This is a genomic window from Hirschia sp. (genome assembly GCF_058892565.1).
In genome coordinates this window covers 1-24,476 of record NZ_JBZXVU010000032.1, presented here as the reverse complement: position 1 = coordinate 24,476, position 24,476 = coordinate 1, and the positions used below count along the sequence as shown (strand labels likewise).

The window sequence follows — 24,476 nt, the reverse complement described above, 5'->3', positions numbered from 1 at the left end:
GTACAGTGATTTCTGAAGACCTTGGCATCAAACTAGAGAACGTATCTCTTGAAATGCTTGGTACAGCGAAACGCGTATCAATCACAAAAGACGAAACTGTTATCGTTGATGGTGCTGGCGACAAAGCTGACATCGAAGGCCGCGTTGCTCAAATCCGTGCGCAAATCGAAAACACAACATCAGAATACGACAAAGAAAAACTTCAAGAGCGTCTTGCTAAACTTGCTGGCGGTGTTGCCGTTATCAAAGTTGGTGGTGCAACTGAAGTTGAAGTGAAAGAGCGTAAAGACCGCGTTGATGACGCACTTAACGCCACACGTGCTGCTGTTGAAGAAGGTATCGTCCCAGGTGGTGGTACAGCGCTTCTTCGTGCATCTTCTGCCCTTAAAGTTAAAGGCTCAAATGTTGACGAACAAGCCGGTATCGACATCGTCACAAAAGCACTTCAAGCACCTCTACGTCAGATCGTTCAAAACGCTGGTGTTGAAGGTTCTGTCGTTGTGAACGCAATTCTTGCTGACAAATCTATCTCTTACGGATTTGATGCTCAAAAAGAAGAATATTGTGACCTTGTAGCAGCTGGTATTATCGACCCAACTAAAGTGGTTCGTTCATCCTTGCAAAACGCAGCGTCTATCGCATCTTTGATCATCACAACTGAAGCTGCAATCTGTGACGCACCTGTTAAAGATGCTCCTGCTGGTGGCGGCATGCCTGACATGGGCGGTATGGGTGGAATGGGCGGTATGGGTGGCATGGGCTTCTAAGCTCAAACCAACCAATCGTCTTACGGCATATAAGAAAGGCGGTTCCTTCGCGGGAGCCGCCTTTTTGTTAAAACCAACAGAACAGTCTCATTTGCCGCAAATATACCACATTTGTAGCATTTCAATTCACCCAATACACTTTGGGGAGAAATGAGAATGACAAACTATCACATTGAATATTACCTAACCTATCTGCCACGTCGGCTATCCGGCTTATTGTCCTGCCTTTTATTGATCAGCATTGTTCAATTGCCTGCAAACGCCCAGAGCGCTGAAAACATTTATGATGACCTCCCACCAGAAATAGCGCAGCAACTCCAAACCCACCACGAAACCTTCATACAGACCGCCTTTCAAGGCAAGTTGACCTCAAAGGATGCATACTTTTCAAAAGATGTAAAAATCCTTCCAGAGTTGCAAAAATCAGCCATTGGGCAAGACAATGCCATCGCTTATTTTAAGGCGTTCTCAGATACATTTGCAGTTTCAAATCACACACGCACACTTGATGAAATACTTACTATTGGCCCCAAATTATTCGTCAGAGGCTCCTTTACTTTTGATTTGTCGCCACATGAAACTGATATTTCCAACACAGTCTCAGGAGATTATTTTGAAATCTGGAATGTCGCTGCACCAGATCAAATAACTCTAGAAATAATTAGTTGGAATTTCCAAGACCACTATCCCGAGCTTAATCCATATATGGGATTTAAAGACTATCCATCCGCCATTATGGCGCATACGCCGCGCGTAAATTTTAGCCACCCTCAAGCATTTGAGCTTGCCGGCCTAAACTTACTCCAATCAAATGTCATTTTGCGCGGCGATGGCGAGACTTGGAAACTCTTTTTCGATGATGAAGCAATGCTTGTCCCTCACTTCAAAACGCCGGAAATGGGCCGTGCAGCGATCGATGAATTCATTGGTAATTACATTAAAGAATTGCCTATCTTTGATGCGCTGACAAACCAAACACAGTACATAGAAGTCCATGATGACCATGTCATTACAATTATGAGCTATGTAGCGACATGGCGAGCTGGTGACGCGTCTGGCATCTCTACGGGAAAAGGTATTACTCTCTGGAAGAGACAAGACAGCGGTGAGCTTCGCATTTACCGACAATTGGCAACCTATGACTAATTTCACTGAGCTTCACATCTGAGTTTCAGAACACATAAGAAAGACGGCTCCTTCGCTGGAGCCGCCTTTTTTCATACAGCGCGAACAACAACAAACCCAACGTACCAAACAACACAAAGCGTATTTAGAATAGCAATTCCAATTTTACAGACACCCTAGATAGGCTTGGACTTCATAATTTGTTGAAACGTCAAATAACTGTCACTAAAACGCTAGGATAACTGTCACAGAACTCACCATAAATCCCCGCATTTACGCATATCATTTTCGGGGTCATCCAATGAAGAAGTCTGTTCTTTTCTGCTCGTCCGCAATTCTAGCGGGTCTTTCCATAAATACTGCCCACGCTCAAAGTGCTGAAGTTTCAGAGCGCCGCCTTGAAGCTGTTGTTGTATCAACTCAAAAAATTGACGAAAACCTCCTTGATGTTCCAATCAACGTCTCTGCTGTAGATCAGGATTTTATTGATCTTATCAATGCTGACGACCTTGAAGAATTAGCAGACTTCATCCCCGGCCTTCAGGTTCAAGCGCAATCATTGAACGCACCTAGTTTTTCCATTCGCGGTGTGACATCTGATGGCGGTGCACCGCGTGTGGCTATCTTCACCAATGGTGTATCAAATGCGCGTCCGGGTTGGGGTGCCAGCCTTGCCTATTTCGACATGGAACGCATCGAAGTTGTTAAAGGCCCGCAACCCACATTGTTTGGCCAAGGCGCACTTGTGGGTGGAATTAACTTCATCCAAAACAAAGCCAACACAGACGAGAATTCTGGTTATGTGCAAGTTGACGCGGGTTCATACAACACACAGCGTCTTGAAGCGGCTTACAACTGGGCTGTATCAGACACTTTTGCCCTACGCCTTTCTGGCGTGCACGATAGCTATGATGGTTACATTGAAAACCACGATCCTTCGACACCAGACCTTATGGGACAAAAAACAGACGCGCTACGTCTAGCTGCGCACTGGTCTCCAACAGCGAACTTTACAGCCGACATCATTGCAAACTACGAAGTCGACGACTCTACAGGTACAGAATTTAGATCTGCTGTTATTCCAACAGGTGCTGAAGGTAGCAAGTCTATCAATTATTATGATGATGTTGAGATGAACTTCACAAACACACAAGGCCGCGATGGCGGACTTGGTTCAGACCGTGAAATCTTCTCGATCACAGGTATTCTGGAATATGACCTGAACGAATATCTCTCGTTGACATCCATCACAGACTATCGTGACCAATATCAAGATGAAGCCTTTGATTCTGATGGTACTTCTGCTGATCTTCTGCAACTTGGAACAAATCAAAAAGGTCAATCATTCTCGCAAGAATTACGCCTGAATTTCAACAATGGCGGCAAGCTTCGTGGATTTGTTGGCCTGAACTATTTCGACGAACATGACAGTCAGAATCTCATTGTCTCCAATGATGAAGCCGCAATTCAAGCGCTGTTAATCGCGCCTACATTTGCAGCCAATTTTGGTGGTCAAGCTGGCATGATTAGCTATTTGCAAAGCTTAAATGTGCCCGGTGCTGAAAACGCATTCAACATTTACGACCCTTTGCGCTACTCACTGGTTGGTCTAACAGGCGGTCAAGTTATCGCTCTGAATGAACAATATGTACAAAACACCTACACAACCAATGATCTGACATCGACGGATGTATTTGCAGATATTTCCTACGATGTAACAGACCGCCTCACTTTGACTGGTGGACTTCGTTACACTGAAGAAGAATTTGAAACTTCATCTGTTGCATTTGTATCAAATGGAAATGCAACGCTTGGCGGCACCGCGCAAGCCGTCTTCCCGGGTACAGACGTCATTCTGCCGAGCCTTATTTCTCCAGGTAGCTTCATTGGTTTTTCATACGCGATGTTCTCATCAGCGCCTCAGGGCGTCACGCAACAACGCTCTTATAATGCGGATGGAGACTTTACTTGGCGTCTAGCTGCAAACTATGAGCTAGCTGACGATCTAAATGGTTGGGCTTCTATCGCACGCGGACGTCGCCCCGGTGGTTTAAGCGCAGATGCAAGCGAGACATCAGGCTTTGCTGTTGTTGATCCTGAATTCCTGACAAACTATGAGTTGGGCCTCAAAGGAGAATTCCTTGATAACCGTCTGCGTCTGACATCTTCAGTTTATTATTCAGAATATGAAGACTTTCAGGTGTCTTTCCGTGAAGAAGGTAACCCTGTCGCACTTGTTGAAAACACAGGTGCAGCCACGCAATACGGGTTTGAAGTTGACGCATTCATGATCGCACATGACAATGTCGATGTCTTTGCAACATATGGTTACAACTTCTCTGAGTTTGATGATTCAGACTCTAATGGAAATTCTCAAGTGCGTGCTGGAAATACTTTCCGTATCAGTCCAAAAAACACATTGTCTCTTGGTGCTGAACTTCACTTCCCAATGGGCGCAATGGAGCTATTCGCTGTGCCAACTTATGTATGGAAAGACGAAGTGTACTTCTCAGACGAGAACACACCTGAAGAACTTCAGGATGCCTATGGATTGCTAGATTTCAAAGTCGGCCTACGAAACGAAAACAAAGGTTGGGAAGTTTCCGCTTTTGTTGAGAACGCAACAGATGAAGAATATCTGATCGACTATGGTAACACGGGAGATGCATTTGGTATTCCAACAACAATTCGCGGCATTCCACGTTGGTATGGTGTGAAACTAAAAGCCAAGTTCTAGGCTGAATTTTCCTGCCCTTCCCGAAATTCATCATTTTGGGAAGGGTTTTCGGCCCCTATTCGGGCTGTAATCGTGTTTTTATTGCGCTCAAAAGCGCATCTAGCCCTATGGTGATATCGCCGCAGGGTATCATCATTTAAGAAATGGAGCGGGATTATGCGGGATATTTCCAGAAGACGTTTTTTCTATTTTGGTGCAGCGTCCAGTGCACTTGCAGCAGGATGCGCAACACAAGCCACAGGCCCACTCGGGCAAGCTGAAAAATCAGTCACAGCCTTTGATGGAGAAGCGAGCTTTTCTCATGGTGTTGCCGCTGGAGATGCAACTTCAGACGCGGTTATTCTCTGGTCGCGCATATCGCCTATTGCTGATAACGGCCCAATTCAAGGAATGGTTTTCATATCAACAGAAGCATCTGACATTGAAAACTTATCCCAACTGGAAAAAGGCAGCCTTACAACTCTTCCTACGCAAAGAAGCGTTGTTTTTTCGACAAACAAAGACCGTGACTACACAATCAAAATTGACGTCAAAGCATTAAAACCAGCCACACAATATTACTACGCCTTCGCCGTTGAAACAGTTTCTGGTGTTGTCGTCTCTCCAATGGGACGCGCAAAAACACTTCCCAAAACAGGCACAGCCCCTTTCAAAGCTGCGGTCGTATCTTGCTCGAACTTTCCATTTGGTTTTTTCAATGTATATGACGCAATCGCCAAACGCGATGATGTCGACGCGGTTATTCATCTAGGCGACTACCTATATGAATATGGCAGTGATGGTTATGGAAGCGAGGTTGGCGCAAAAATCGGACGTATTGTCGAACCTGCTCATGAAATCATTAGCCTCGATGATTACCGTAAACGCCATGCGCAATATAAAGCTGACGAGAATTTGCAAAAAGCACATGCACGTGCTGTCTGGTATTGTTCATGGGATGACCATGAAAGCGCAAACGATTCATACAGAACAGGCGCGCAAAACCACCAAGAAGAGACCGAAGGCCCGTGGAGCACACGTAAAACACAGGCTATCCAAGCTTATCTTGAATGGATGCCAGTGCGCGATCCAGATGCAGGCAAAGCCCTTGGTTCCATCTATCGCGGGTTTGACATTGGTGACCTCGCCTCCCTCTTTATGCTAGAATCACGTCTGCTAGCGCGTTCTATTCCACTCTCTTTTGGAGACGCAATGGCAGTGCCTGAAGATCAACGCATGGCTAAAGTTCAAGAGATCATTGCCGAAACAATGAACCCAGAACGCAGCATGTTGGGCGATGTACAGGAAAACTGGTTAGCGGCAGAATTTAAACGTTCCGTATCTGAAGGCAAAAAATGGCAAGTGCTTGGTAATCAGGTCATCATGGCCAAAGTAAAAACACCAAATGTGGCTGCTGTACTGTCGGACGAACAGAAAAAAGCAATCTACGCCAAAGCACCTTATGCTGAGCAATATATCGAATTTTCCAAATTTGGTCTGACTTGGAATATGGATGCTTGGGATGGATATGTTGCCGCCAGAGAGCGCCTCTACGCCGCGGCTAAATCCGCCAATGCCCGCCTTGTAACTTTAACAGGTGACACACACACAGCTTGGGCCAATGATTTACACGATAAAGACGGTGAACTGCGCGGTGTTGAATTTGGATGTACCTCAGTCACATCTGCTGGCTTGGGCGACATTATGCCTATCCCGCAAATCAATGCTTTGATGGAAGAGAAAAACGACGAAGTGCGTTTCTTTGATGCATTTGGACGTGGCTACACAATGCTATCTCTCAGCGAAGATGCCGTGGATGCAGAATTCGTCAAAGTCTCAGATGTCTTCACTCCGAACTACACAGTTGAAACTGTAAAATCTATGCGCTCAACTGCTCAAGATAGCAGCATGAGCAAGCTGACATCACTCTAAATTAAAACTGACGACCCAATAAAAAGGCTGCACAATTTAAACTGTGCAGCCTTTCTTTTTATCTCAGGTCAAACCTGAACTCAGATACTTAATTTAGCTCATCTCTAACTTGAACAATAATGTCTGGATTGTCTGAAAACAGACCATCAATATCTGCCGCAAATAAATCGCTCGCCAATTGCGCAATGTTTCCAGTTTGAATTGCATAATCAGCCTGACTTGGATCACCTTTACGATACGCTTCTGGCAGCGCCATATTCTCTGAGCGCAATGTCCATGCGTGCACTTTCAAACCAGCTTCGTGTGCATCAGCAATCAGAGTTGATTCAACCCGCTCACCCTCAACAATGCTCGGAAGAACAAGATCAAGACTTGGCCCTACGCCATCGGCAAAGCTTGATATCCGCTTTAAACCTTCAGCGCTGTACATTTGGCTCCAGTCAGAAAGACCATTGGCTTTGAGTATCTCTTCTGGCGGAGATTGAGACGAGAACAAGTACACAAGCGGAAGCTCGGTCTTATCACGCATCTGCATAAGGCTTTGTGGCCAGAAACATTGAATATAGATTGGAATATCGCTTTCCAACGCATTCAATTGTTTGTCTTCCAGCACCTTCAAGAAGGCCTCTTCCATTGGCAGATCAATACCAGAAAAATAAGCTGGGTGTTTTAGCTCAATATATAGGCCGATAGGTCTGTTGTGTATTTTGCTCTGCTCACGCGTAAAGTCGATTATTTCTTCCAGCGTTGGCACGTCAAATTGATTGTCATATTCAGTGTTTTGCGGACGAAATTGCGGCAAACGTTCCTTTGAACGCAATGTCTTCAATTCAGCCAATGTAAAATCTTCGCTATACCAACCTTCATGCGGCGGCGCTTCTACAGATTTTGTGGTTTTACGATCAGCAAATTCAGGGTGATCTGCAACATTGGTGGTTGAGCCAATTTCATTTTCATGACGTGCGATGAATACACCATCCTTGGTCAAGACAAGATCAGGCTCGATAAAATCAGCCCCCTGCTCAATAGCCAGCTTATATGCTTCAAGCGTGTGCTCAGGGCGATATCCGCTTGCTCCGCGATGCGCGATAACAATTGGTTCTTGTATCGCTGTTTCAGTTACAATTTGAGAGCCTGCGACAGTATCAGATGATGCAGGCGGTGCTTTGGGCTGACATGCAGCCAGAGCGACAATAGCGAGCGCTAACCCGAAGTGAATTTTCACAATTATGTCCTTTGTTTTTTTCTGTATGTCTTCGAAAGCTTGGGCTAGCGAATGACATTTTTCACACCCTCTATTTAAACGCTGTTGAGCTATAGTTTTATGACACAGAAACAGCTTTAGACGGATCGACAATACGCGCCCCTCATCAAACGACTTTCACAAGATTTGGATATTTCGACAGATAAAATCAGGCATTGCGATCAATACTACTTTGTGTAGTTTTTTTGAACAAATCACCTTCAGGTGTAAACTCAAGCGCAACAGTAAGTTCAATTATTGAACTTACGAAATATCGTTAAAATGATACCGTTATCATTTAAATATCTGAATTCAAGACAAAAAAAGGGCGGTGAGTGCTTTGCTCACCGCCTTTGTCAGGGTCTTCTAAGAGCGTTTCCTCCCCGAAACGCAACCGCGATGCGGTTATGCATACTTTATTGTCCAGAATTGCATGACCGTCAACACATTCTCGCCTCTTTTTTAAAAAAAATTTCACACAATGGCTTACCCTTGCGGTAAGTCATCTAAAAATCTTTTAAATACAGGGTTATCTGCTTCGAATATATATTCCAGATTTTGTACGCTCACAGGGGCACCACCTGCCGCTGCCAATTTGCGACACACCAATTGAACATCATTACTCGGACAAAATGCCTCCCCATTGGGGAATAGGCGCGATTGCGGCATATCGAAGATATCCTGTAAAACAGACTCACTCATACCGCTTTGGAATTTAATTTGGCATAATTGCTTAGCTCGCTGCCTTGCTTCGATATTATCTAGCAATGCGCGTAGTGTTTCCAATGTCTGCGAATTCCAGTCCGCCTTCTTGCTCGCCGCAAGCTGCGCTTCAGACGCCAAAATCTGTCCATCGGCGATAATCTTCAAACCATTTGCCACAAGCGTAGAGCCTGTTGATGTGATATCCACGATCAATTCAGCTGTACCTGATGCCGGCGCGCCCTCTGTCGCTCCTGCACTCTCGACAATACGATAGTGTCCAACTCCCTTTTGCGCGAAAAACTCCCGCGCCAAGCGTAGATATTTGGTCGCCACACGCATGCGGTGTCCGGTCTTTTCCTGATAGGCAGCTCCTACCTCATCAAGATCAGCCATGCTCTCCACATCAATCCAGCTTTGCGGTGCTGCCACAATCAGATTTGCATGACCAAAACCAAGCGCTTTTAGAAGGTGCACATCATTTTCTAATTTTGTCGGTGCTTTTTCGCGCAGCAGATCTTCACCAGTCACGCCCAAGTGTATTTCACCGTTGAGAACACCACGCGCAATTTCACTCGCAGACATCAAGCGCATCTCTACGCCCTCAACCCCTTTTAACTCAGCTGAGTATGCCCGGTCACCGCCAATTTGCTTTAGCTTAAAGCCCGCCTCGGCTAGGTATTTATCAGTTTGATCTTTTAAGCGCCCTTTGGACGGAATTGCCAGGATTAGCTTGCTCATTTGCAGCCCTCCTTATTTAGAACACTGCAAATACGATCCGCCCTCAAAGCCACACCAATGGCATTGGTGGATATCTTACCGCCCGATAATCCTGACACCAGCCCATCATAGCGCCCACCTGTTGCCAGTGGCAAAGAACCGCCAAGCTCAGAATGGGTCACCTTAAAGACGAGGCCATCATAATAATCAAACCGGCGCCCAAATTCTGTATCAAACACAGCATCGCTCACCATAGGCGCGCCAAGTCCTTCCAGCGCATCCAACCGTTCAACATAAGCATTCAATGCTTTATCCAACTTCACACCCGCTGTTTTGGCAATTTTCGCTATCTCATCTACGGCTTTGCGTGCAGGCGCATTAATGTCCAGCAAAGCCTCTATGGCGGTTTGCGCTTTTTCAGACGGCCCTTCTCCATTGCTTTGAGAAAGAGAGCGCAAACGCTGCGCAATATCGCCCGCATCACGTCCGCCCACAGCAGAAATACCTGAAACTGCAAACATTTCTTCAACAGCCGCGCGTGCTTCATCTTCATCAAGCGCCGACAATGCCGATGCCAAAGGTGAACGCTGCGCCCTTTCGCCTGCCGCCTGCATTAATTCGCGCGGCCCACGCTTGCGATTAAACGCTTTGCGCAAACGCTGCGGCCATGGCGCATCTAATTTAAGAGCATCTATCAATGCATAAAACAGCGCGCTATCACCAAATCGCAATGCCCCATCTGCCACGCCTGCCGATGCAAGCGTTTCCAGTGTCAGTGCCAATGCTTCGGCATCTTCTTTGGGACCGCCCTTTTCGCCAAACCATTCAAATCCGGTCTGATCAAATTCAATATCATCCCCAGATCCAGCTTGCGGGAAGCGATAGACAGACCCAGAATACAAATAGCGTTTCGCCTTTAGATTACCGCGTGCAATCTCCAGCGCGATAGGCGCTGTCATATCAGGCCGCATACAAAATTCTTCGCCATCAGGTGCAGTAAAGCTACACAATCGCCCTCTTACACTCTCACCTGTCAGCTCAAGCAGAATAGACGCAGGCAATACATTCGCCGGCTGAATGGATATTGCATTTTTATTGGAAACGGCATTCGCCAGATCAGTTTCTAGCTTGCTGGCCATCTCAATCAATTGTTTGGTTTTCATGCGTTATTGGCCTCCACAACGGCCTTGATTTTTGCAGCAAAGTCTTCGCGGGTCGCCTCAAATTGACCCGGACGTGCTTCGCGCCATTCAGCATTGTCCGTGATATCAGCCGCAGCTTTTGCGCCCGCAACGAGATCTTTGACCGTCACCTTGCCGCTCTCGCGTTCTTGATTACCCACAATCACAACAGCAGGTGCGTTGCGGCGATTGGCATATTTCATCTGCGCTTTCATGCCAGATGTTCCAAGATAGACTTCAGCCTTCACGCCTATCGCCCGCAATTGCGCAGCGATGGAGCAATAATCAGCCATGTGCTCACGTTGAAGCGCCAGCACAACAACCGGCCCATCCGCTTTTTGCTCGCCCTCATCTTCAGCTGCAAGCACAGCAGCAAGACGCGAAATACCCACAGAAAAACCAGTAGCAGGCACAAGCTCGCCAGTGAAACGCGCAATCAGATCATCATAACGGCCACCGCCGCCAACAGATCCAAAGCGCATTAAACGGCCCTTCTCGTCTTTAAATTCTTTGAGCAATTCTGCTTCAAAAACTGGACCCGTATAATATTCAAGGCCGCGTACAATTGCCGGATCAAATGTCGCCATCTGATCCGTCACGCCAAGACCGTTTAGAATGTCATGGATCGCGCTTAAATCTTCCAAACCTTGTGTTCCAACAGCATTTTGATTTGCAATAGCAGCCAGCGCATTCAGCGTTTCAGACCGCGTATCGCGACCAGCTTGAGCAAACTGGAGCAGTGTTTCGATAGAAGCAGAATTTAATCCAGCACCTTCGGTGAAATCACCACTTTCATCTTTACGTCCGCCGCCCAATAATTCGCTCACGCCCTCAGCGCCAAGACGATCCATTTTATCCAGTGCACGCAAAACGATTAGACGTTTATTAGGGTCCTTTACATCGGCGGCCTGCATCACACCATCCAGCAATTGGCGTGTGTTGACGCGGATCGCGTAATCACCCACTTGCGCCCCACATGCCTGCATCGCTTCAGACGCAATCGCAATCATCTCAGCATCTGCCGCCGGACCAGCGGCTCCAACAGCATCTGCATCACATTGGATAAACTCACGGAAACGAAACGGACCTGGTTTTTCATTGCGATAAACCGGACCAGCAGAATAGCGCCGGAAAGGCTTTGGGATATTATTCCAATTTTCAGCAACAAAGCGCGCAAGCGGAGCCGTGTGATCATAGCGCAGCGCCATCCACTGATCATCATCATCTTCTAGCGCAAACACACCTTCATTTGGACGGTCTGTATCTGGCAGGAATTTCCCAAGCGCATCGACATATTCAAATGGCCCAGTATCAAGGCCCTCAAAGCCCCATTGCGCATAAACCTGCGTGACCTTGTCCACAAGATGGCGCTCAGCTGCAATCAAATGGGCACGTTTGTCTTGAAAACCACGCGGTTTGCGTGCTTCAGGACGAGGTGTTTCAGTTGACATATTGGCGGCGTTTTCTGGTGTATTTTCGTTTGTGGACATAGGTTTTTTAAAGCCATATTAGTTGAACGCGATTTTCATCATGAAAACCACGTGGTTGGCCTATCCTAATGAGTGCTAGAGAGCAACTCAATGGGCATGAATCCTGCCTATTTGCCTTATATTCATATCAAGTCTGGCAAGATATTTGCGCCCTATTAATCAATCATCTTCAAGATAATAGATATGAAACACAAAAACACACGCTCTCATGCGCTAAAAGCGATCATACTCACACTGGCTTTTGGTGTATCCACGCCGTTGGCTCTAGGTGATGCTCAAGATGCGCGCGTATTTGGTGTCACAGCAGCACAATTGCTGGAAACCGCAAAAATGGCTGAAGGCGATGCGCTCGCCTACCCATCGCTAAATGCGCCAGAAATGTCACAAGGTTTTATCAGTGATTTACAGCGCTTTGGCATTAGCGCAGCCAGACTATCACGGGAAATCAAAGAGATTGATGGGCCAGAAGACTTTCAATGTATTTTTAGAGGCATGGCCAAAGAAACTGGCGATCAGTTAAATGCAATTTCAACAGCGCAAACTGGAGCAGACCAAGCAGATGCGCTCAAACGCTTGGTCACAATGCTAGATGATGCGGTTATGGTTTCTGAAGCGACTGCTCGTACCTTTGAAGGCAAGGCACCAGCCATTGATAGCAGCACAATTATCGGCTCTTGCTCAATTGAATAGGCAAGCGCTTAAACTACGCCACACCTAAACCGGCAAAAATGGCACCAACGGTTAGTGAAGACGCAACAAAAACGCCACTCCAGTGACTTAGTCCGACTGTCAATAAATCCATCAAACGTATATTCATTTTATCACTCTACTGAGTTCTTCAAAATCCGAACGAAGCTCATACACTAATTCAGAGAAATGAAAATAGCTTGAGCTTCCAAAGGAAACTTATATCTAATTTACGGGGTGACCGTTTTTGCAACCAATCCTGCTGTGAGGATTTGCGGCAAAATCTGAACATCACCCTGCGGCGGATAATAAAGATACAACGGAACTCCGGCACGTTTATGGCGAGCCAGCTCATCTGCGATTAATTTATTGCGATTTGTCCAATCTGCCGTCAAAAAAACCACGCCCTGCTCAGCAAATGCATTTTTCACTTTATCAGTATGCAAAGCGATGCGCTTATTCATCTGACAGGTCACACACCAGCGTGCTGTGAAATCCACAAAAATCGGTGTGCCTGCAGCGCGAAGCTCCTCAACATATTCTGGAGACCAGTCACCTGTCTTCACTTCGACGCCAGATTTTGTCGTAATATCGCTGCTCGCAACTTCATTCACATGAGATGCACCGCCAGTCAGCACAAAAGGCACAATCACAGCACACAACATCAACACGCCAGCAACAGATTTTGCTAAGCCATTCGCGTTCGGACGCGCAAACATCCACAAAGCAAACGCAATAACCACAGCAGCTGTCAGCACCATAATTGCAGCATCAACACCTTTTTGACCGGCAAAAACCCACAACAACCAGATGGATGTCAAAAACATCGGGAAAGCCAAAACCTGTTTGACAATGTCCATCCAACCGCCCGGTTTGGGCATGGCTTTGGCAAGCCCCGGCACGAATGAAAGCAGCACAAATGGCGCAGCCAAACCGCTCCCCATAACGATAAGAAATAAGATCACCACCCATGCAGGCTGGCTTACGACAGCGCCCAAAGATGCCGCCAGCAATGGCCCCACACAAGGTGCCCCGACAACAGCCGCTAGCAGACCCGTAAAGAATGCACCCGCTACACCAGATTTATTCGCAAGGTCGGATCCAACGCCCATCACTGACGAACCAATTTCAAACACGCCAAGCAGGTTCAAACCGACAATAAACATAAGTAAAGCAAGGCCTAACACCATTGGCGGGTATTGCAGTTGGAAACCCAGCCCTGCTTGTTCCCCTGCTGCGCGCAGCATTAAGAGCACAATTCCAATCGCGACAAAACATGTCAGCACACCAGCAAGATACGCAATACCATGTGACTTTAATTGGCTTTGTCCTTGTTGTGCAGCATGGGCCAAACCGTTTGCCTTAATTGTCAAAACAGGCAGAACACACGGCATCAGATTCAAAATCAAACCACCCACAAACGCAAATCCAAGCCAGACAAGAATTTGAGAAAAGCTAGCTGTCGCCGCAATCTCAACAGCTTGTTTTGCATGGCTATTACTTGCGGCAACATCATCCGTACCAGCGAGCACATCACCAATCTGCGCCTGCACTTTCATAGCAAAACGCGTTTTGTCATTTTTATCAACAACAACAATACCTTCTATCGGTGTTGGCTCAATTTTACTTAAAGACGAAAGCTGTAGATTTAAGGTTCCACCCTGCTCCCCAGCACGAAGACTTTGCTCAGGAAAATGCTCAATTTCATGCTCATACGGATAAAAACGCACATGATCAGCATCTGCCAAACTCGCCGCAAATGCCTCATCAGCTATGGACAAACGTAGCGTATCTTCACCTTCAAGCGTGGTTGTCGCTCTACCTGTCATATCAATTGGACTTGCTTCTAAAGCAGATGCGATTAACTGGCTATTTTCTGAATTGGCTTCAGGCATGTCAGCAATAGGAAGCACCAAATCTATATCAGCATCTTCCCAAATACAGATATCCAAACAGATCTGATATTCGGCTTTCCCCGTCATGATCAGATTGTCCCCCACATTCAAATCAGACGGGACGATAATTTCGAACGGCAGCACTAATTGGTCTTCATACCCATAATTCATCAATGTTTCTAATGGGATAGTGTGAGGTGCAGGCCAGTAAAATTCACCGATTTGAGCACCGCTTGTGATCTCCCATGCAATGCTTGGGGCGATACCTGCATCTCCCGCATTGCGCCAATAGACATGCCAGCCTTCATCAATATCAAGCTTTAGCGCACCAAGGAAACGGTCTCCTTGCGCGATAGCAGATCTCTCAGCAATAACTTCTACTGTCGCATTACCTGCATCAACGGGAGCGGAAAAAGCTGCATTTTGAGAAAACAGACTTAGCAGAAACGCAAAGACAAAGACAAATGCACGCATAAATAAATTCCATAATTGCAGAACTAAGACATAGCTCTTTTATAATTCTAAGGCTGAATATGCGAAAGAAACACTATCGACTAGTCACCTAACAAAGACGTGATTAATTATAGGGCGACCGTGATATCGTACAAAAAAGGCCGGACACACTAAGCATCCGGCCTTTTGAAAAATATATATTCTTCTAACTTAAGACACAGGACCTTGAGCCGCAGCAGTCTGAGCTGTTTGTAGACGGCGCATAGCGCGCTGAATAACACGCGGCCAATTTAGCAAAGATACCATGTGAGCATAAATCGCAGGCAACGCACCCGCCTCTTTAAGCTCCATGAATTTTGCATTGTCCAGAGCATTCAATTTCTCTTCTGACACAGCGTAATAATCAGCAATTTTCTGAGGCTGACCTTCTTGTCCATTTGCATCACGCGGTGTGAATGACACAGATTTCTGTTCAAGCAATCCTGCATCTTCTATCATTTTCACAAATTCAGCTGTTGCACGGCGCTGACGCTCAAATTCTTTACAGAATTCCATAGCATCTTGCGTGAACTTAGATGGTTGGTCACCTTCAAAGAAAGGTACATCTGGTGTTTCTGAAACCATAGGTGCTGTTGTATCAACACAAAGCAACAAACGGTCTGCTGACTGGTCCGCTGCAAACACAAACGGGTAACGGCGCGCAAAAGCTGGTACATAGTGATCAGGATCAGGAATACCTGCATCACTCACGAATTCATTTTCACCTTGACGAACACCTGTGACAGCGACGGGTGTTTTTTCTTCACCAACAAAAATGATAGGATATGAAGCTGATGCAATACCAAATTCACTTACGGTCACCGGAATAGCGTGCGCAGAACGCAAAAATGTAAACGGGTTGGTTACCTGCTTAACACCGAGATTTTTGTGCGCTTCTAGTGTTAAAGGGACTGGGTTATTATAAAATAATACATTGCCTGAAAGTTCAGGTTGTTGGGGCTGAGCGCCACCTGTGTTGCTGTCCATAATTGTAGCTCCTGCCTTGATGATTAGATGCTATTAACGGAAAAGTGATTTGTTCACAACCAAACTTTGATCGTCCAATTGCAGGAATTCGATAGAAATGAATAGACTCCAATATTTTATGGCATTTTCTTGTTTACTTGGAATTGCAACTCTTTCTGGTTGTCAACCAAAACACAAAGCAGCTGATCAAGTATTTGAAAATCTGGTTTATACGATTACTAGAGAAGAGATTAAACACTCACCCGAGCTGGGTGCTAAGTTTGAAGACAAAATAAAATCTTTTTCAGATGCTCAAAGTCACTCTTTAGATGATCGCTCAACGGCCTCAGCGAGTGAAATTCAAGTTACGCGGCTCGAAGAACTCCAATCATTATCGGCAATAAACAAAGATCTTTTGTCTCCAACACAAAAAAACACATATGACACGCTGGAAATACTTCTCACAAATTCTGCACGTTTCAGCACTTTTGTCTTTGGTGAAACCGACCTTTTCTCCACTAGACCTTATGTCATAACACATCTGGACGGGGCCTATCTTGAGCTACCTAATTTTCTAACGCATTCTCATCCCATCAATAGCTTGCGAGATGCACAGGAATATGTAGAGCGCCTAAGCAGTGTCGCCAACGCAATAGATGACGAGATTGACCGCTTTTCCCTCGACGTAAAAAAAGGGATCACGCCCCCTGATTTTATCCTAGATCAGATCATCACAAATGCGCAGTTGATTTATAATGCACCAACTGAAAACAGCAGCTTTGTGACCACGCTTCAATATGGGCTAGAATATTTAGAAGACCTCGACGTCAAAGCTGGTCAGTCATTGCTCAACCAAGCTAAATTGGCGTTAGAAGACCAGATACGCCCCACCTATCAGCGTTTAATTGATACGGTCACGCAAGCCAAATCTGGAATGTCTGGCCCTATCGGACTTTCAGCCATAAAAGACGGCAAAAATTACTACCAAGCGCTATTAAACACATACCCATCTCAAACAAAAACGCCTCAAGAAATTCACGACATCGGCCTCAATCTTGTAGCTGAAATTTCTTCTGAACTTGATCTCATGCTGATCAATCAAGAATTGTCAGATGGTGCCGTCGCTGAACGTCTCATTCAATTGAGCACTTCTCCCGAATATCTTTTTGAAAACACACAAGAAGGCCATCAGCAATTTTTACAGATGCTCGATATGCACATATCAAGCATGGAAGAGAAACTATCGCAGGCATTTTCAACATACCCTTCTGCATCCAACGATATTGAAGCTCTTACAGCTCAGTTAATGCATTCCACCCCTGAAAATTTTTATCAATCTCCTCCCACCCAATTGGAAGAAACCACAACGTCTTCAGATGAGCTCCCAACAGCCAGTACCGCACCGCAATATGTGTTCTCAGGACCAATTTGGTCGCTTGCAACATTTAGCTATCATGAAACTATTCCGGGACGATTGCTTCAAAACGCCATTCGCCAGACAATTGAAACACCGCCTCTACTTCAACTCGCAAACTTTCCCACATATGTAGAGGGATGGGATTTATATGCCGAAGATCTGGCAGATGAAATGGGCATATACGCTGACGCTCCTTTAGATCGTATTGGCTATTTACAATCTCTCCTATTTCAAGCTGCTCGCCTTGTCGTCGATACCGGCATTCATGACCAAAATTGGTCGCGTGAACAAGCCACACAATACCTTGTCGATACAACTGGATATTCATACGCTTTGATGCAAACAGAGGTCGACCAATACATTGTACACCCCACATTGGCATGCGCCGCTATCTTGGGACGCAATGAAATTCGTCGCCTTCGCAAGCAAGCAGATCAAGCACTTGGCAACAAATTCAACCTCAAAGCATTTCATGATGTTTTGCTGACCAATGGCGCTCGCCCCTTATCGGTTGTTGAGACAGACATCACAGATTGGATCAGCGAGCAGTCGCAAATTATACAAGAGTAAATTCTTGATGTCGGCATCACACGGCCCACAAACCGCCTTATTCACAGCGTGAGATGACATATCAGTAACCTGCAGCAAACTCACACGCAGCAGGTGCACAACAGTTTTAAATGCTATCTGCTATGACAAACGGCACGTAAGGGGACGCGACATGAAACACAAATATATTGCTTTATTGGGGTCAGCTTCGATTCTCATTCTAGTGGCCTGTTCCAGCTCACAAAAAACCGAACAAGCACAGGAAGAAGTCGCAGTCACTGCCGATGAAGCTTATGCGGAAGCACCGCCTCCACCACCGCCGCCTTCGCCTAGCATGCTTAGTAAACACTCTCTTGGTATGATGACGATGTCAGCGCCTGCGCCAATGCCAACAAGCCTACCATCACAACTTGATCGCGATAAATATGAAGACGTAGACACAAACCCAGTCAAGCTCGTATCCGAAGATCCTGTTTCCACCTTCTCCATAGATGTCGATACAGCCTCTTATTCCAATGTCCGCTCCTTCTTGAATGATGGAAATTTACCTCCCAAAGATGCGGTGCGCATTGAAGAATTGATCAATTATTTTGATTATGATTACCCAATACCAGCGTCTAAAGACGTACCTTTCGCAACGCATGTGAATGTCGTGCCAGCGCCATGGGCTGAAGGTAAACAGCTTATGCATGTTGGTATCAAAGGATATGATCTAGATCGAACCGAGCAACCTCCTCTCAATCTGACACTCCTTGTCGACGTCTCTGGTTCAATGAATCATGAGGACAAACTTCCGCTCGCGAAGAAAGCGCTCAAACTTCTGATCGACAAGATGGATGAAGACGACCACATTTCGGTCGTCGTCTATGCCGGCGCTGCGGGCACGGTATTAGAACCAACCAAAGGATCTGAAAAATCAAAGATTTTTGCAGCTCTTGATAATCTTTCTGCCGGTGGATCAACAGCTGGCGGTGAAGGGCTTCGTCTCGCCTATTCATTGGCTGAACAAAATTATGATGCCGCCAGCGTCAACCGCGTCATGCTGCTCACCGATGGTGATTTCAATGTCGGCGTGACGTCCGATGAGCGCTTAGAAGACTTTGTCGCCCGCAAACGCGAATCTGGCGTGTATTTATCGGTGCTGGGTTTTGGGCGCGGTAATTATAATGATGCGATGATGCAAAAAATCGCACAAGCCGGAAACGGTATGGCATCCTATATCGACACGCTGAATGAAGCGCGCAAAGTGCTTAATGATGACCTATCTGGCTCCATGTTCACCATTGCAAACGATGTTAAAATCCAGATGGAGTTTAACCCCGCTCACATTCAAGAATACCGCCTCATCGGCTATGAAACACGGATGTTGAACCGTGAAGATTTCAACAATGATAAAGTTGATGCGGGCGATATTGGTGCCGGCCACACAGTTACAGCAATTTATGAAATCACACCTGTTGGCTCAGATGCAGCGCTGATTGATGAAACTCGCTATGGAGAAAAGACAGAATTTACGGCCAATTCTTCAGAACTCGCCTATTTGAAATTGCGTTATAAAAAGCCAGGGGAAGATACATCAAATCTGATCCAATTTCCTGTGACGCAGGACAATAACTCTTCATCCATGGATCAAGCACCAACCTATGTTCAATTTGCAACGGCAGTTGCTGGATACGGACAATTGCTAAAACAAGATCCATATCTAGCAGATAGTTTTGGATATGATGCAGTTATCAAACTCGCGAACAAATCCAAAGGCAAAGATGAATTTGGCTATCGTGCTGAATTTGTGCAATTAGCCCGCGCCGCCAAGACGGCAGCTGCTCAGGAAACGCTTCGTCAAAATGGAAACAATGGCGAATAAATCTATATGACAAAAAACACCCGCAGCGTGGGCGAGACGCTACGGGTGTTATCAATATGCAGTTCCGGTGGGTGCCGGAAATAATTTCTCGGGCGATGGGGCGAAAGAAATACTTGGCATCAAAAAAGACCGAAACGGGAGTCTCTTGTGATTTGCCAACTGCATAATGAGCTCAATCAAACGAAACAGAGATCATAAAGCACCCTATTCTGGGGCGCTTTTCTTATTCCCAAACCCGATTATGCAGCCAACGGCATGATGATACGCGCGCTTTCAGAGCCAGCCTCGAAAGCTGAATCTTGCGTATCACAGACTGGATTTAGACCTGTACGAAGGTCATCAATCTCAGCCATGCGCACGTTTCTGTCTTTCTGACGGCGGATATACATGTGTGTTGCACCAAAACGTTGCGCTTCGCGCCAGCGCCAGATCGCTGTAATATCTTCTACTTTACCAAATTGCTCAGCCAGCTTGATCACACGGCCATCTGCCGCAGTAAAAAGCACGATGCCTGCTTGGCTGGTCCAAGACTCGTCACGAAGCTTAATAGCTTCAAATTTATATGATTGACCGCTGAAACCGCAAAAATTGATTGATTGAAACATGTTCTCTCTCCGTTCTGATTTATCCTTTATATTCCGTTTTTGTTCTCATTCAAGCACTTTTTGTTCTCATGCCATTAACAGTAAATTTACCGTTTAAGGACTCAAAAGTGCGCTACCAACTGACAAATTTAGAATAATTCAACAGATTCAACACCCACGGAAGAAACGCCTAGAATCTAGTTTTGTTCCAAAATAAAAAAATGTTCTCAAAAAAAATTTGTAGCAGAACAAATATCACGAGAATTCTCGATTGGATTCACATGAATTGATCCAATTTGTTCCTGAATCGATTCTCTTTGAACTCAATTTCTCAGGTTTTGGAACAAAGTATCTGAGCAAAATTAGGTGTCCCTTTTCGCTCACCCTCATTTTAAACGTCTGATCTGCGTCAACCTGCCGTGCGGCAACCTGCCATCTATTCCATATTTTTTAAATGGTTATATATCCATAGATTAAATAAGGACATTGAGCGAGGGATAGTCGCTCATTGTTCAAACATCCCAGATTTGAAAAAGGGGAAAACCATGAGCCATATATTGAAATCTCTCGCAGCCGCCGCAATTGTGTGCTTCGGGACAGGCGCAGCGATGGCAGAAGCTGATAACCCATGGATGGTTCGTGTGCGTGCGCTAAATGTCATTCCTGATGAATCGGCCAATATCTCAGTTGGCGGCGCAGATCTTGTCGGCGATGTCGACATTGATCAAAGTTATGTGCCTGAATTGGATATATCCTATTTCCTCAACGATAACATCGCATTTGAGCTTATTCTGGGTGTCACACCGCATGACGTAAACACACAAGGGCTGGTTGTTCCTGTTGTCGGAGAACTTGGCACTGTAGGTCTGGGTGATGTTTGGTTACTCCCTCCAACTCTAACAGCGCAATATCACTTCACTCAAATGGGGGCTTTCAAGCCATATGTCGGCGCCGGCATCAATTACACATTATTCTTCAATGAAGATGAAGGCGATGTCGCAGACTCAATTGATTATGACCCAAGCTTTGGCCCCGCCCTGCAAGCTGGTTTTGACTACGATCTTGATGGAGAAAAAGGCGGCTGGGCACTCAATGTGGATGTCAAAAAAATCTGGATTAACACTGATGTTACTGTTGATCTAACAACTGCCCTCGGCGCAGCCCTAAGTGCAGATTCAGTCATCGTTGATGCCGATGTTGATATAAACCCACTAATCGTCGGAATTGGTATGGGGTATAAATTTTAGATATTTAGCCCACCGCGAAATCTGAACACCTTAAATTAAAAGTGACGGAAACACCTGCCTTAAAGGTAGCAAGTTCGACCATCACTACACCAAATTCATGCGCCCTCGTATGAAGGACCTAAACTCAAAGCACCAATCCTCCTTTATTAAACGGAGTTGGTGCTTTTTTTTAACCTTTTTTACAAATCCCGCTTGTCGATCCGCGTTGAAAAGCTGAAACTGCATAGATGACAGAGACTCACCTATCTTGCTCTAGTGGCAACCCCAAAGATGCTTTAGCGGAAGCAGCACGCATCAGCGAAGAAAACGGCGTCAGACTGACACCGCTTCGCAAGCGTGTGCTTGAATTATTGCTGGCAGCCAAATCTCCTGCCAAAGCATATGACCTTCTGGAGCAATTGAGCAAAGAAGATACCACGCCAGCCAAACCGCCAACAATATACCGAGCCTTAGACTTTTTGCTCCAACAAGGTCTGGCGCATAAAATTGAAAGCCTAAATGCTTATGTCGCATGTGGGCATCGCGGACATGGACATGCTGCTGCTTTCCTCATTTGCGAAAGATGTGAATCTGCAAAAGAAATGCATGCCGAATCTACATTTTCTGCTCTAAAACAAGAAACGCAGGACATGTCGTTTAAATTTTTAAATGCTGTCATAGAAGTACGTGGCATCTGCGAAAAATGTCAGATTTCAGTTTAACCTCCTATAGCTAAATACCCACCGACAGGAAAAATCCTCATGATTGAAGTTTATCGCGGATCACCGAACGCATGGGAAACAGATGAAATGGGGCACATGAATGTGCGTTTCTATCTGGCCAAGCTTATGGAAGGTATTGGTGTATTTTGTTCCAAAACGGGCATGCCCAACGCATTCAAATCAAACGCCCCTTCGACGGTAAAACTCAAAGAGCTTCACGTCAGATTCGTAAAAGAAGCGCATGCAGGTGTCCCTATTTTTATGCAGGCGGGTGTCATCGAAACACATGTTTCCTCCGCTAAAATCTATATGCAGCTTAACCATTTAGATGGTTCACCCTGCGCTGTGTTTAGATTTGAACTGGAACATGTAGACATTCATACCGGTCAAGCTTTTCTATGGTCGCCTAAAACAGCCGAAATATTCAAATCCATTCCAGCAGTAATGCCAGAAATACTGGCCCCTCGCTCCATTCCAATGGATGTCCCTCCCAAAGCTCCACCAACAATGGACGATGTCACAAGAATCGGTTCCATCCAAATAGGAACAGGCATGATCATGCCGGATCAATGTGATGTTTTTGGAAATATGAGAACAGAATATTTCATTGGAAAAGTCTCCGATTCTGCACCTCATCTAGCAGATGCACTCGAAGTTGATATGACACGAAGCCCAAGAATTGGAGAAGCTGACGGTAAACGCATAGGAACAGCAGCGCTGGAATACAGATTTGCTTTTCAAAACCTACCAAGGTCTGGAGATTGCTACAATATCTATGCAGGCCTCGCGCATGTTACCGGCAAAACATGGGGAACTTTCTATTGGTTTATGGATCCAGTGACGCATATGGCATACGCGACATTGCAAGCCACCCTAATCCGTTTTGATTTGGATACACGTAAATCAATTATGCCTCCACCTGATGCTTTTGAGATTATGCAGAGAGCAATTCCCCAAGGCATGTGGCTTTAAAGCAAAAAGCCCACCTCATTTTTGAGGCGGGCAAAGCTTTTGAATTCAATTTTTTCAAATATTAGACTAATAAATCTGTCCAATAGATGCATTAATCGTGCGCTTCACTGCGCCGAGATAATCCGTTCCATCATTGAGGCCAGCGGCCGTTTCAACCAATATCTTAATGGCATCGCGCAACACATAAGGACGCTCCATAGGCAAGAAATGCGTTGTGCCGGGAACACGTGTCACAGCTGCATCTGGACGAAATGCATGAATGCGCTCATCAATATCAGAAATGCTGGTCGAATTTTTCTCTGCTTGCAGCAGAATGAAAGGGTAACGCTGCTTTTTCATAGAATGCAAAGCTGACCATGGACGATTCCGCTGAGACTTAAAGCAAGCCGCTTCCCAAGCCGGATCACACGCAAGCCGACACGCAACGCCATCTGTCGGCACAAGGCCATCACTTAAATAATCAATCAAGAATGGTGTACGCCACGTTTTGAATGCACCGCGTCCAGCAAGATTGCTCTCAGCTTCATCTGAACTTGAGAAATCAACACGTCGCTTCAAACTACCTTTGGCCTGAGGTATCTGTGAGCCAATAAGTGAAGACAATAAAGGAATGTGAAAAGCCATATAACTTAGTGGAGATAGAATAACAGGATCTGCTAACACAATCCCCTTCACAAGATCAGGGCGTTTTCCAGCCACCAACATGGCTATCGTTGCTCCCATGGAATGGCCAGCCAGAACCAATCCTTCAGGTGCTATTTTTTCAATGACCTGAATGACATCATCCCGAAATACATTCCAACTTTTCAGTTTTTTAGGGTCTGTTTCCAGACGCGTACGGCCATGCCCACGCAAATCAATTGCGGACACATGCCACATATTCCCCAAAGGCTGGAGAATAGATTGATAGGTCATGGCATTAAAGCCATTCGCATGAAGAAACAACGCCTGTGTTGGTTGCGTCGGTTCACCAAAGGAAATACCGGCCACTTCACCGGAATCTAATTCAACTCGAAATCTGCGTAGCAAGAGAAGCTAGCCTCCAAATACTCTTTTTAAGAGCTTTGTTGTCTGTTTAACTGGATCATTCCTTATAGCCTGCTCTTCTTCAGCAAGATAATAAAATAATCCATCAAGCGCCCCATCAACAGCATGGGTTATCAATTCACTTCGCACACTTGAAACCATTTCGGAAGGTAAATATTGACCGACAACTTTTTCAGCCA

19 protein-coding genes are annotated in these 24,476 nt (G+C 45.7%); 10 read left to right on the top strand and 9 right to left on the bottom strand.

The window, feature by feature from the left end; all coding sequences use genetic code 11:
• The 4 genes from AC5EF3_RS12030 to AC5EF3_RS12015 form a co-directional block, all read left to right on the top strand.
• Positions 1-767, top strand: a 767-nt coding sequence (locus tag AC5EF3_RS12030; protein ID WP_493548212.1) for a TCP-1/cpn60 chaperonin family protein, incomplete at its 5' end; no start/stop codon positions are given.
• Positions 768-923: 156 nt separating this feature from the next.
• A complete protein-coding gene (locus AC5EF3_RS12025; protein WP_493548211.1) occupies positions 924-1,913 on the top strand; it encodes a Cif family virulence factor in 990 nt (329 codons plus the stop codon).
• A gap of 280 nt (positions 1,914-2,193) precedes the next feature.
• Positions 2,194-4,629, top strand: a complete 2,436-nt coding sequence (locus AC5EF3_RS12020) for a TonB-dependent receptor (protein ID WP_493548210.1) — start codon at positions 2,194-2,196, stop codon at positions 4,627-4,629.
• A 156-nt stretch (positions 4,630-4,785) separates the two neighbouring features.
• Positions 4,786-6,540: an alkaline phosphatase D family protein gene (locus AC5EF3_RS12015; protein ID WP_493548209.1), complete on the top strand. Its 1,755-nt coding sequence runs from the start codon at positions 4,786-4,788 to the stop codon at positions 6,538-6,540.
• Positions 6,541-6,628: 88 nt separating this feature from the next.
• Here AC5EF3_RS12015 and AC5EF3_RS12010 read toward each other — a convergent pair whose 3' ends face one another.
• The 4 genes from AC5EF3_RS12010 to hisS form a co-directional block, all read right to left on the bottom strand.
• Positions 6,629-7,765 carry a glycerophosphodiester phosphodiesterase family protein gene (locus AC5EF3_RS12010; protein ID WP_493548208.1) on the bottom strand — a complete coding sequence of 379 codons (1,137 nt, stop codon included), beginning with the start codon at positions 7,763-7,765 and terminating at the stop codon, positions 6,629-6,631.
• 504 nt (positions 7,766-8,269) lie between these two features.
• The gene (hisG, locus tag AC5EF3_RS12005) at positions 8,270-9,226 is read right to left on the bottom strand and encodes an ATP phosphoribosyltransferase (protein ID WP_015826801.1); all 957 of its coding nucleotides are present in this window, start codon (positions 9,224-9,226) and stop codon (positions 8,270-8,272) included.
• A complete protein-coding gene (locus AC5EF3_RS12000; RefSeq protein ID WP_493548207.1) occupies positions 9,223-10,368 on the bottom strand; it encodes an ATP phosphoribosyltransferase regulatory subunit in 1,146 nt (381 codons plus the stop codon). The genes hisG and AC5EF3_RS12000 overlap by 4 nt, the downstream gene beginning before the upstream one ends.
• Positions 10,365-11,876 carry a histidine--tRNA ligase gene (hisS, locus tag AC5EF3_RS11995; protein WP_015826799.1) on the bottom strand — a complete coding sequence of 504 codons (1,512 nt, stop codon included), beginning with the start codon at positions 11,874-11,876 and terminating at the stop codon, positions 10,365-10,367. The genes AC5EF3_RS12000 and hisS overlap by 4 nt, the downstream gene beginning before the upstream one ends.
• Positions 11,877-12,059: 183 nt before the next feature.
• Between hisS and AC5EF3_RS11990 the strand changes: the two genes are divergently transcribed.
• Entirely contained in the window at positions 12,060-12,566 is a 507-nt protein-coding gene (locus AC5EF3_RS11990) for a hypothetical protein (RefSeq protein WP_493548206.1), read from the top strand.
• 227 nt (positions 12,567-12,793) lie between these two features.
• Here the strand turns inward: AC5EF3_RS11990 and AC5EF3_RS11985 are convergent, their stop codons facing one another.
• Positions 12,794-14,932, bottom strand: coding sequence for a protein-disulfide reductase DsbD family protein (locus tag AC5EF3_RS11985; RefSeq protein WP_493548205.1), 2,139 nt, complete (start codon positions 14,930-14,932; stop codon positions 12,794-12,796).
• A 189-nt stretch (positions 14,933-15,121) separates the two neighbouring features.
• On the bottom strand, positions 15,122-15,937 hold the full coding sequence (locus AC5EF3_RS11980) for a SapC family protein (protein ID WP_015826795.1): 816 nt from the start codon (positions 15,935-15,937) through the stop codon (positions 15,122-15,124).
• A gap of 97 nt (positions 15,938-16,034) precedes the next feature.
• Here AC5EF3_RS11980 and AC5EF3_RS11975 point away from each other — a divergent pair, with 97 nt between their 5' ends.
• Both AC5EF3_RS11975 and AC5EF3_RS11970 read left to right on the top strand, forming a co-directional pair.
• Positions 16,035-17,903 carry a DUF885 domain-containing protein gene (locus tag AC5EF3_RS11975; protein WP_493548204.1) on the top strand — a complete coding sequence of 623 codons (1,869 nt, stop codon included), beginning with the start codon at positions 16,035-16,037 and terminating at the stop codon, positions 17,901-17,903.
• Positions 17,904-18,054: 151 nt separating this feature from the next.
• Complete coding sequence (locus tag AC5EF3_RS11970) at positions 18,055-19,746, top strand: vWA domain-containing protein (RefSeq protein WP_493548203.1); 1,692 nt, start codon at positions 18,055-18,057, stop codon at positions 19,744-19,746.
• Between the two features lie 239 nt (positions 19,747-19,985).
• On the opposite strand, the gene AC5EF3_RS11965 is transcribed toward AC5EF3_RS11970, so the two are convergent.
• Positions 19,986-20,351 (bottom strand): hypothetical protein, encoded by a 366-nt coding sequence (locus AC5EF3_RS11965; RefSeq protein WP_015826792.1) that lies wholly within the window; start codon positions 20,349-20,351, stop codon positions 19,986-19,988.
• 524 nt (positions 20,352-20,875) lie between these two features.
• Between AC5EF3_RS11965 and AC5EF3_RS11960 the strand changes: the two genes are divergently transcribed.
• From AC5EF3_RS11960 to AC5EF3_RS11950, 3 genes are all read left to right on the top strand, one after another.
• Complete coding sequence (locus AC5EF3_RS11960; protein WP_493548202.1) at positions 20,876-21,577, top strand: OmpW/AlkL family protein; 702 nt, start codon at positions 20,876-20,878, stop codon at positions 21,575-21,577.
• A 227-nt stretch (positions 21,578-21,804) separates the two neighbouring features.
• The gene (locus AC5EF3_RS11955) at positions 21,805-22,278 is read left to right on the top strand and encodes a transcriptional repressor (protein WP_015826790.1); all 474 of its coding nucleotides are present in this window, start codon (positions 21,805-21,807) and stop codon (positions 22,276-22,278) included.
• A gap of 39 nt (positions 22,279-22,317) precedes the next feature.
• Complete coding sequence (locus AC5EF3_RS11950) at positions 22,318-23,250, top strand: acyl-ACP thioesterase (protein ID WP_015826789.1); 933 nt, start codon at positions 22,318-22,320, stop codon at positions 23,248-23,250.
• Between the two features lie 66 nt (positions 23,251-23,316).
• Here AC5EF3_RS11950 and AC5EF3_RS11945 read toward each other — a convergent pair whose 3' ends face one another.
• Entirely contained in the window at positions 23,317-24,279 is a 963-nt protein-coding gene (locus tag AC5EF3_RS11945) for an alpha/beta hydrolase (protein WP_015826788.1), read from the bottom strand.
• A 6-nt stretch (positions 24,280-24,285) separates the two neighbouring features.
• The coding region (locus AC5EF3_RS11940) for a DUF4197 family protein (protein ID WP_493548201.1) at positions 24,286-24,476 on the bottom strand (191 nt) is incomplete at its 5' end.

Bases quoted from the DNA above. Each gene is read 5' to 3' on its own strand.
- AC5EF3_RS12025 (WP_493548211.1), top strand. From the start codon at position 924: ATGACAAACTATCACATTGAATATTACCTAACCTATCTGCCACGTCGG.
- AC5EF3_RS12020 (WP_493548210.1), top strand. From the start codon at position 2,194: ATGAAGAAGTCTGTTCTTTTCTGCTCGTCCGCAATTCTAGCGGGTCTT.
- AC5EF3_RS12015 (WP_493548209.1), top strand. From the start codon at position 4,786: ATGCGGGATATTTCCAGAAGACGTTTTTTCTATTTTGGTGCAGCGTCC.
- hisG (WP_015826801.1), bottom strand. From the start codon at position 9,226: ATGAGCAAGCTAATCCTGGCAATTCCGTCCAAAGGGCGCTTAAAAGAT.
- AC5EF3_RS12000 (WP_493548207.1), bottom strand. From the start codon at position 10,368: ATGAAAACCAAACAATTGATTGAGATGGCCAGCAAGCTAGAAACTGAT.
- hisS (WP_015826799.1), bottom strand. From the start codon at position 11,876: ATGTCCACAAACGAAAATACACCAGAAAACGCCGCCAATATGTCAACT.
- AC5EF3_RS11990 (WP_493548206.1), top strand. From the start codon at position 12,060: ATGAAACACAAAAACACACGCTCTCATGCGCTAAAAGCGATCATACTC.
- AC5EF3_RS11985 (WP_493548205.1), bottom strand. From the start codon at position 14,932: ATGCGTGCATTTGTCTTTGTCTTTGCGTTTCTGCTAAGTCTGTTTTCT.
- AC5EF3_RS11980 (WP_015826795.1), bottom strand. From the start codon at position 15,937: ATGGACAGCAACACAGGTGGCGCTCAGCCCCAACAACCTGAACTTTCA.
- AC5EF3_RS11975 (WP_493548204.1), top strand. From the start codon at position 16,035: ATGAATAGACTCCAATATTTTATGGCATTTTCTTGTTTACTTGGAATT.
- AC5EF3_RS11970 (WP_493548203.1), top strand. From the start codon at position 18,055: ATGAAACACAAATATATTGCTTTATTGGGGTCAGCTTCGATTCTCATT.
- AC5EF3_RS11965 (WP_015826792.1), bottom strand. From the start codon at position 20,351: ATGTTTCAATCAATCAATTTTTGCGGTTTCAGCGGTCAATCATATAAA.
- AC5EF3_RS11960 (WP_493548202.1), top strand. From the start codon at position 20,876: ATGAGCCATATATTGAAATCTCTCGCAGCCGCCGCAATTGTGTGCTTC.
- AC5EF3_RS11955 (WP_015826790.1), top strand. From the start codon at position 21,805: ATGACAGAGACTCACCTATCTTGCTCTAGTGGCAACCCCAAAGATGCT.
- AC5EF3_RS11950 (WP_015826789.1), top strand. From the start codon at position 22,318: ATGATTGAAGTTTATCGCGGATCACCGAACGCATGGGAAACAGATGAA.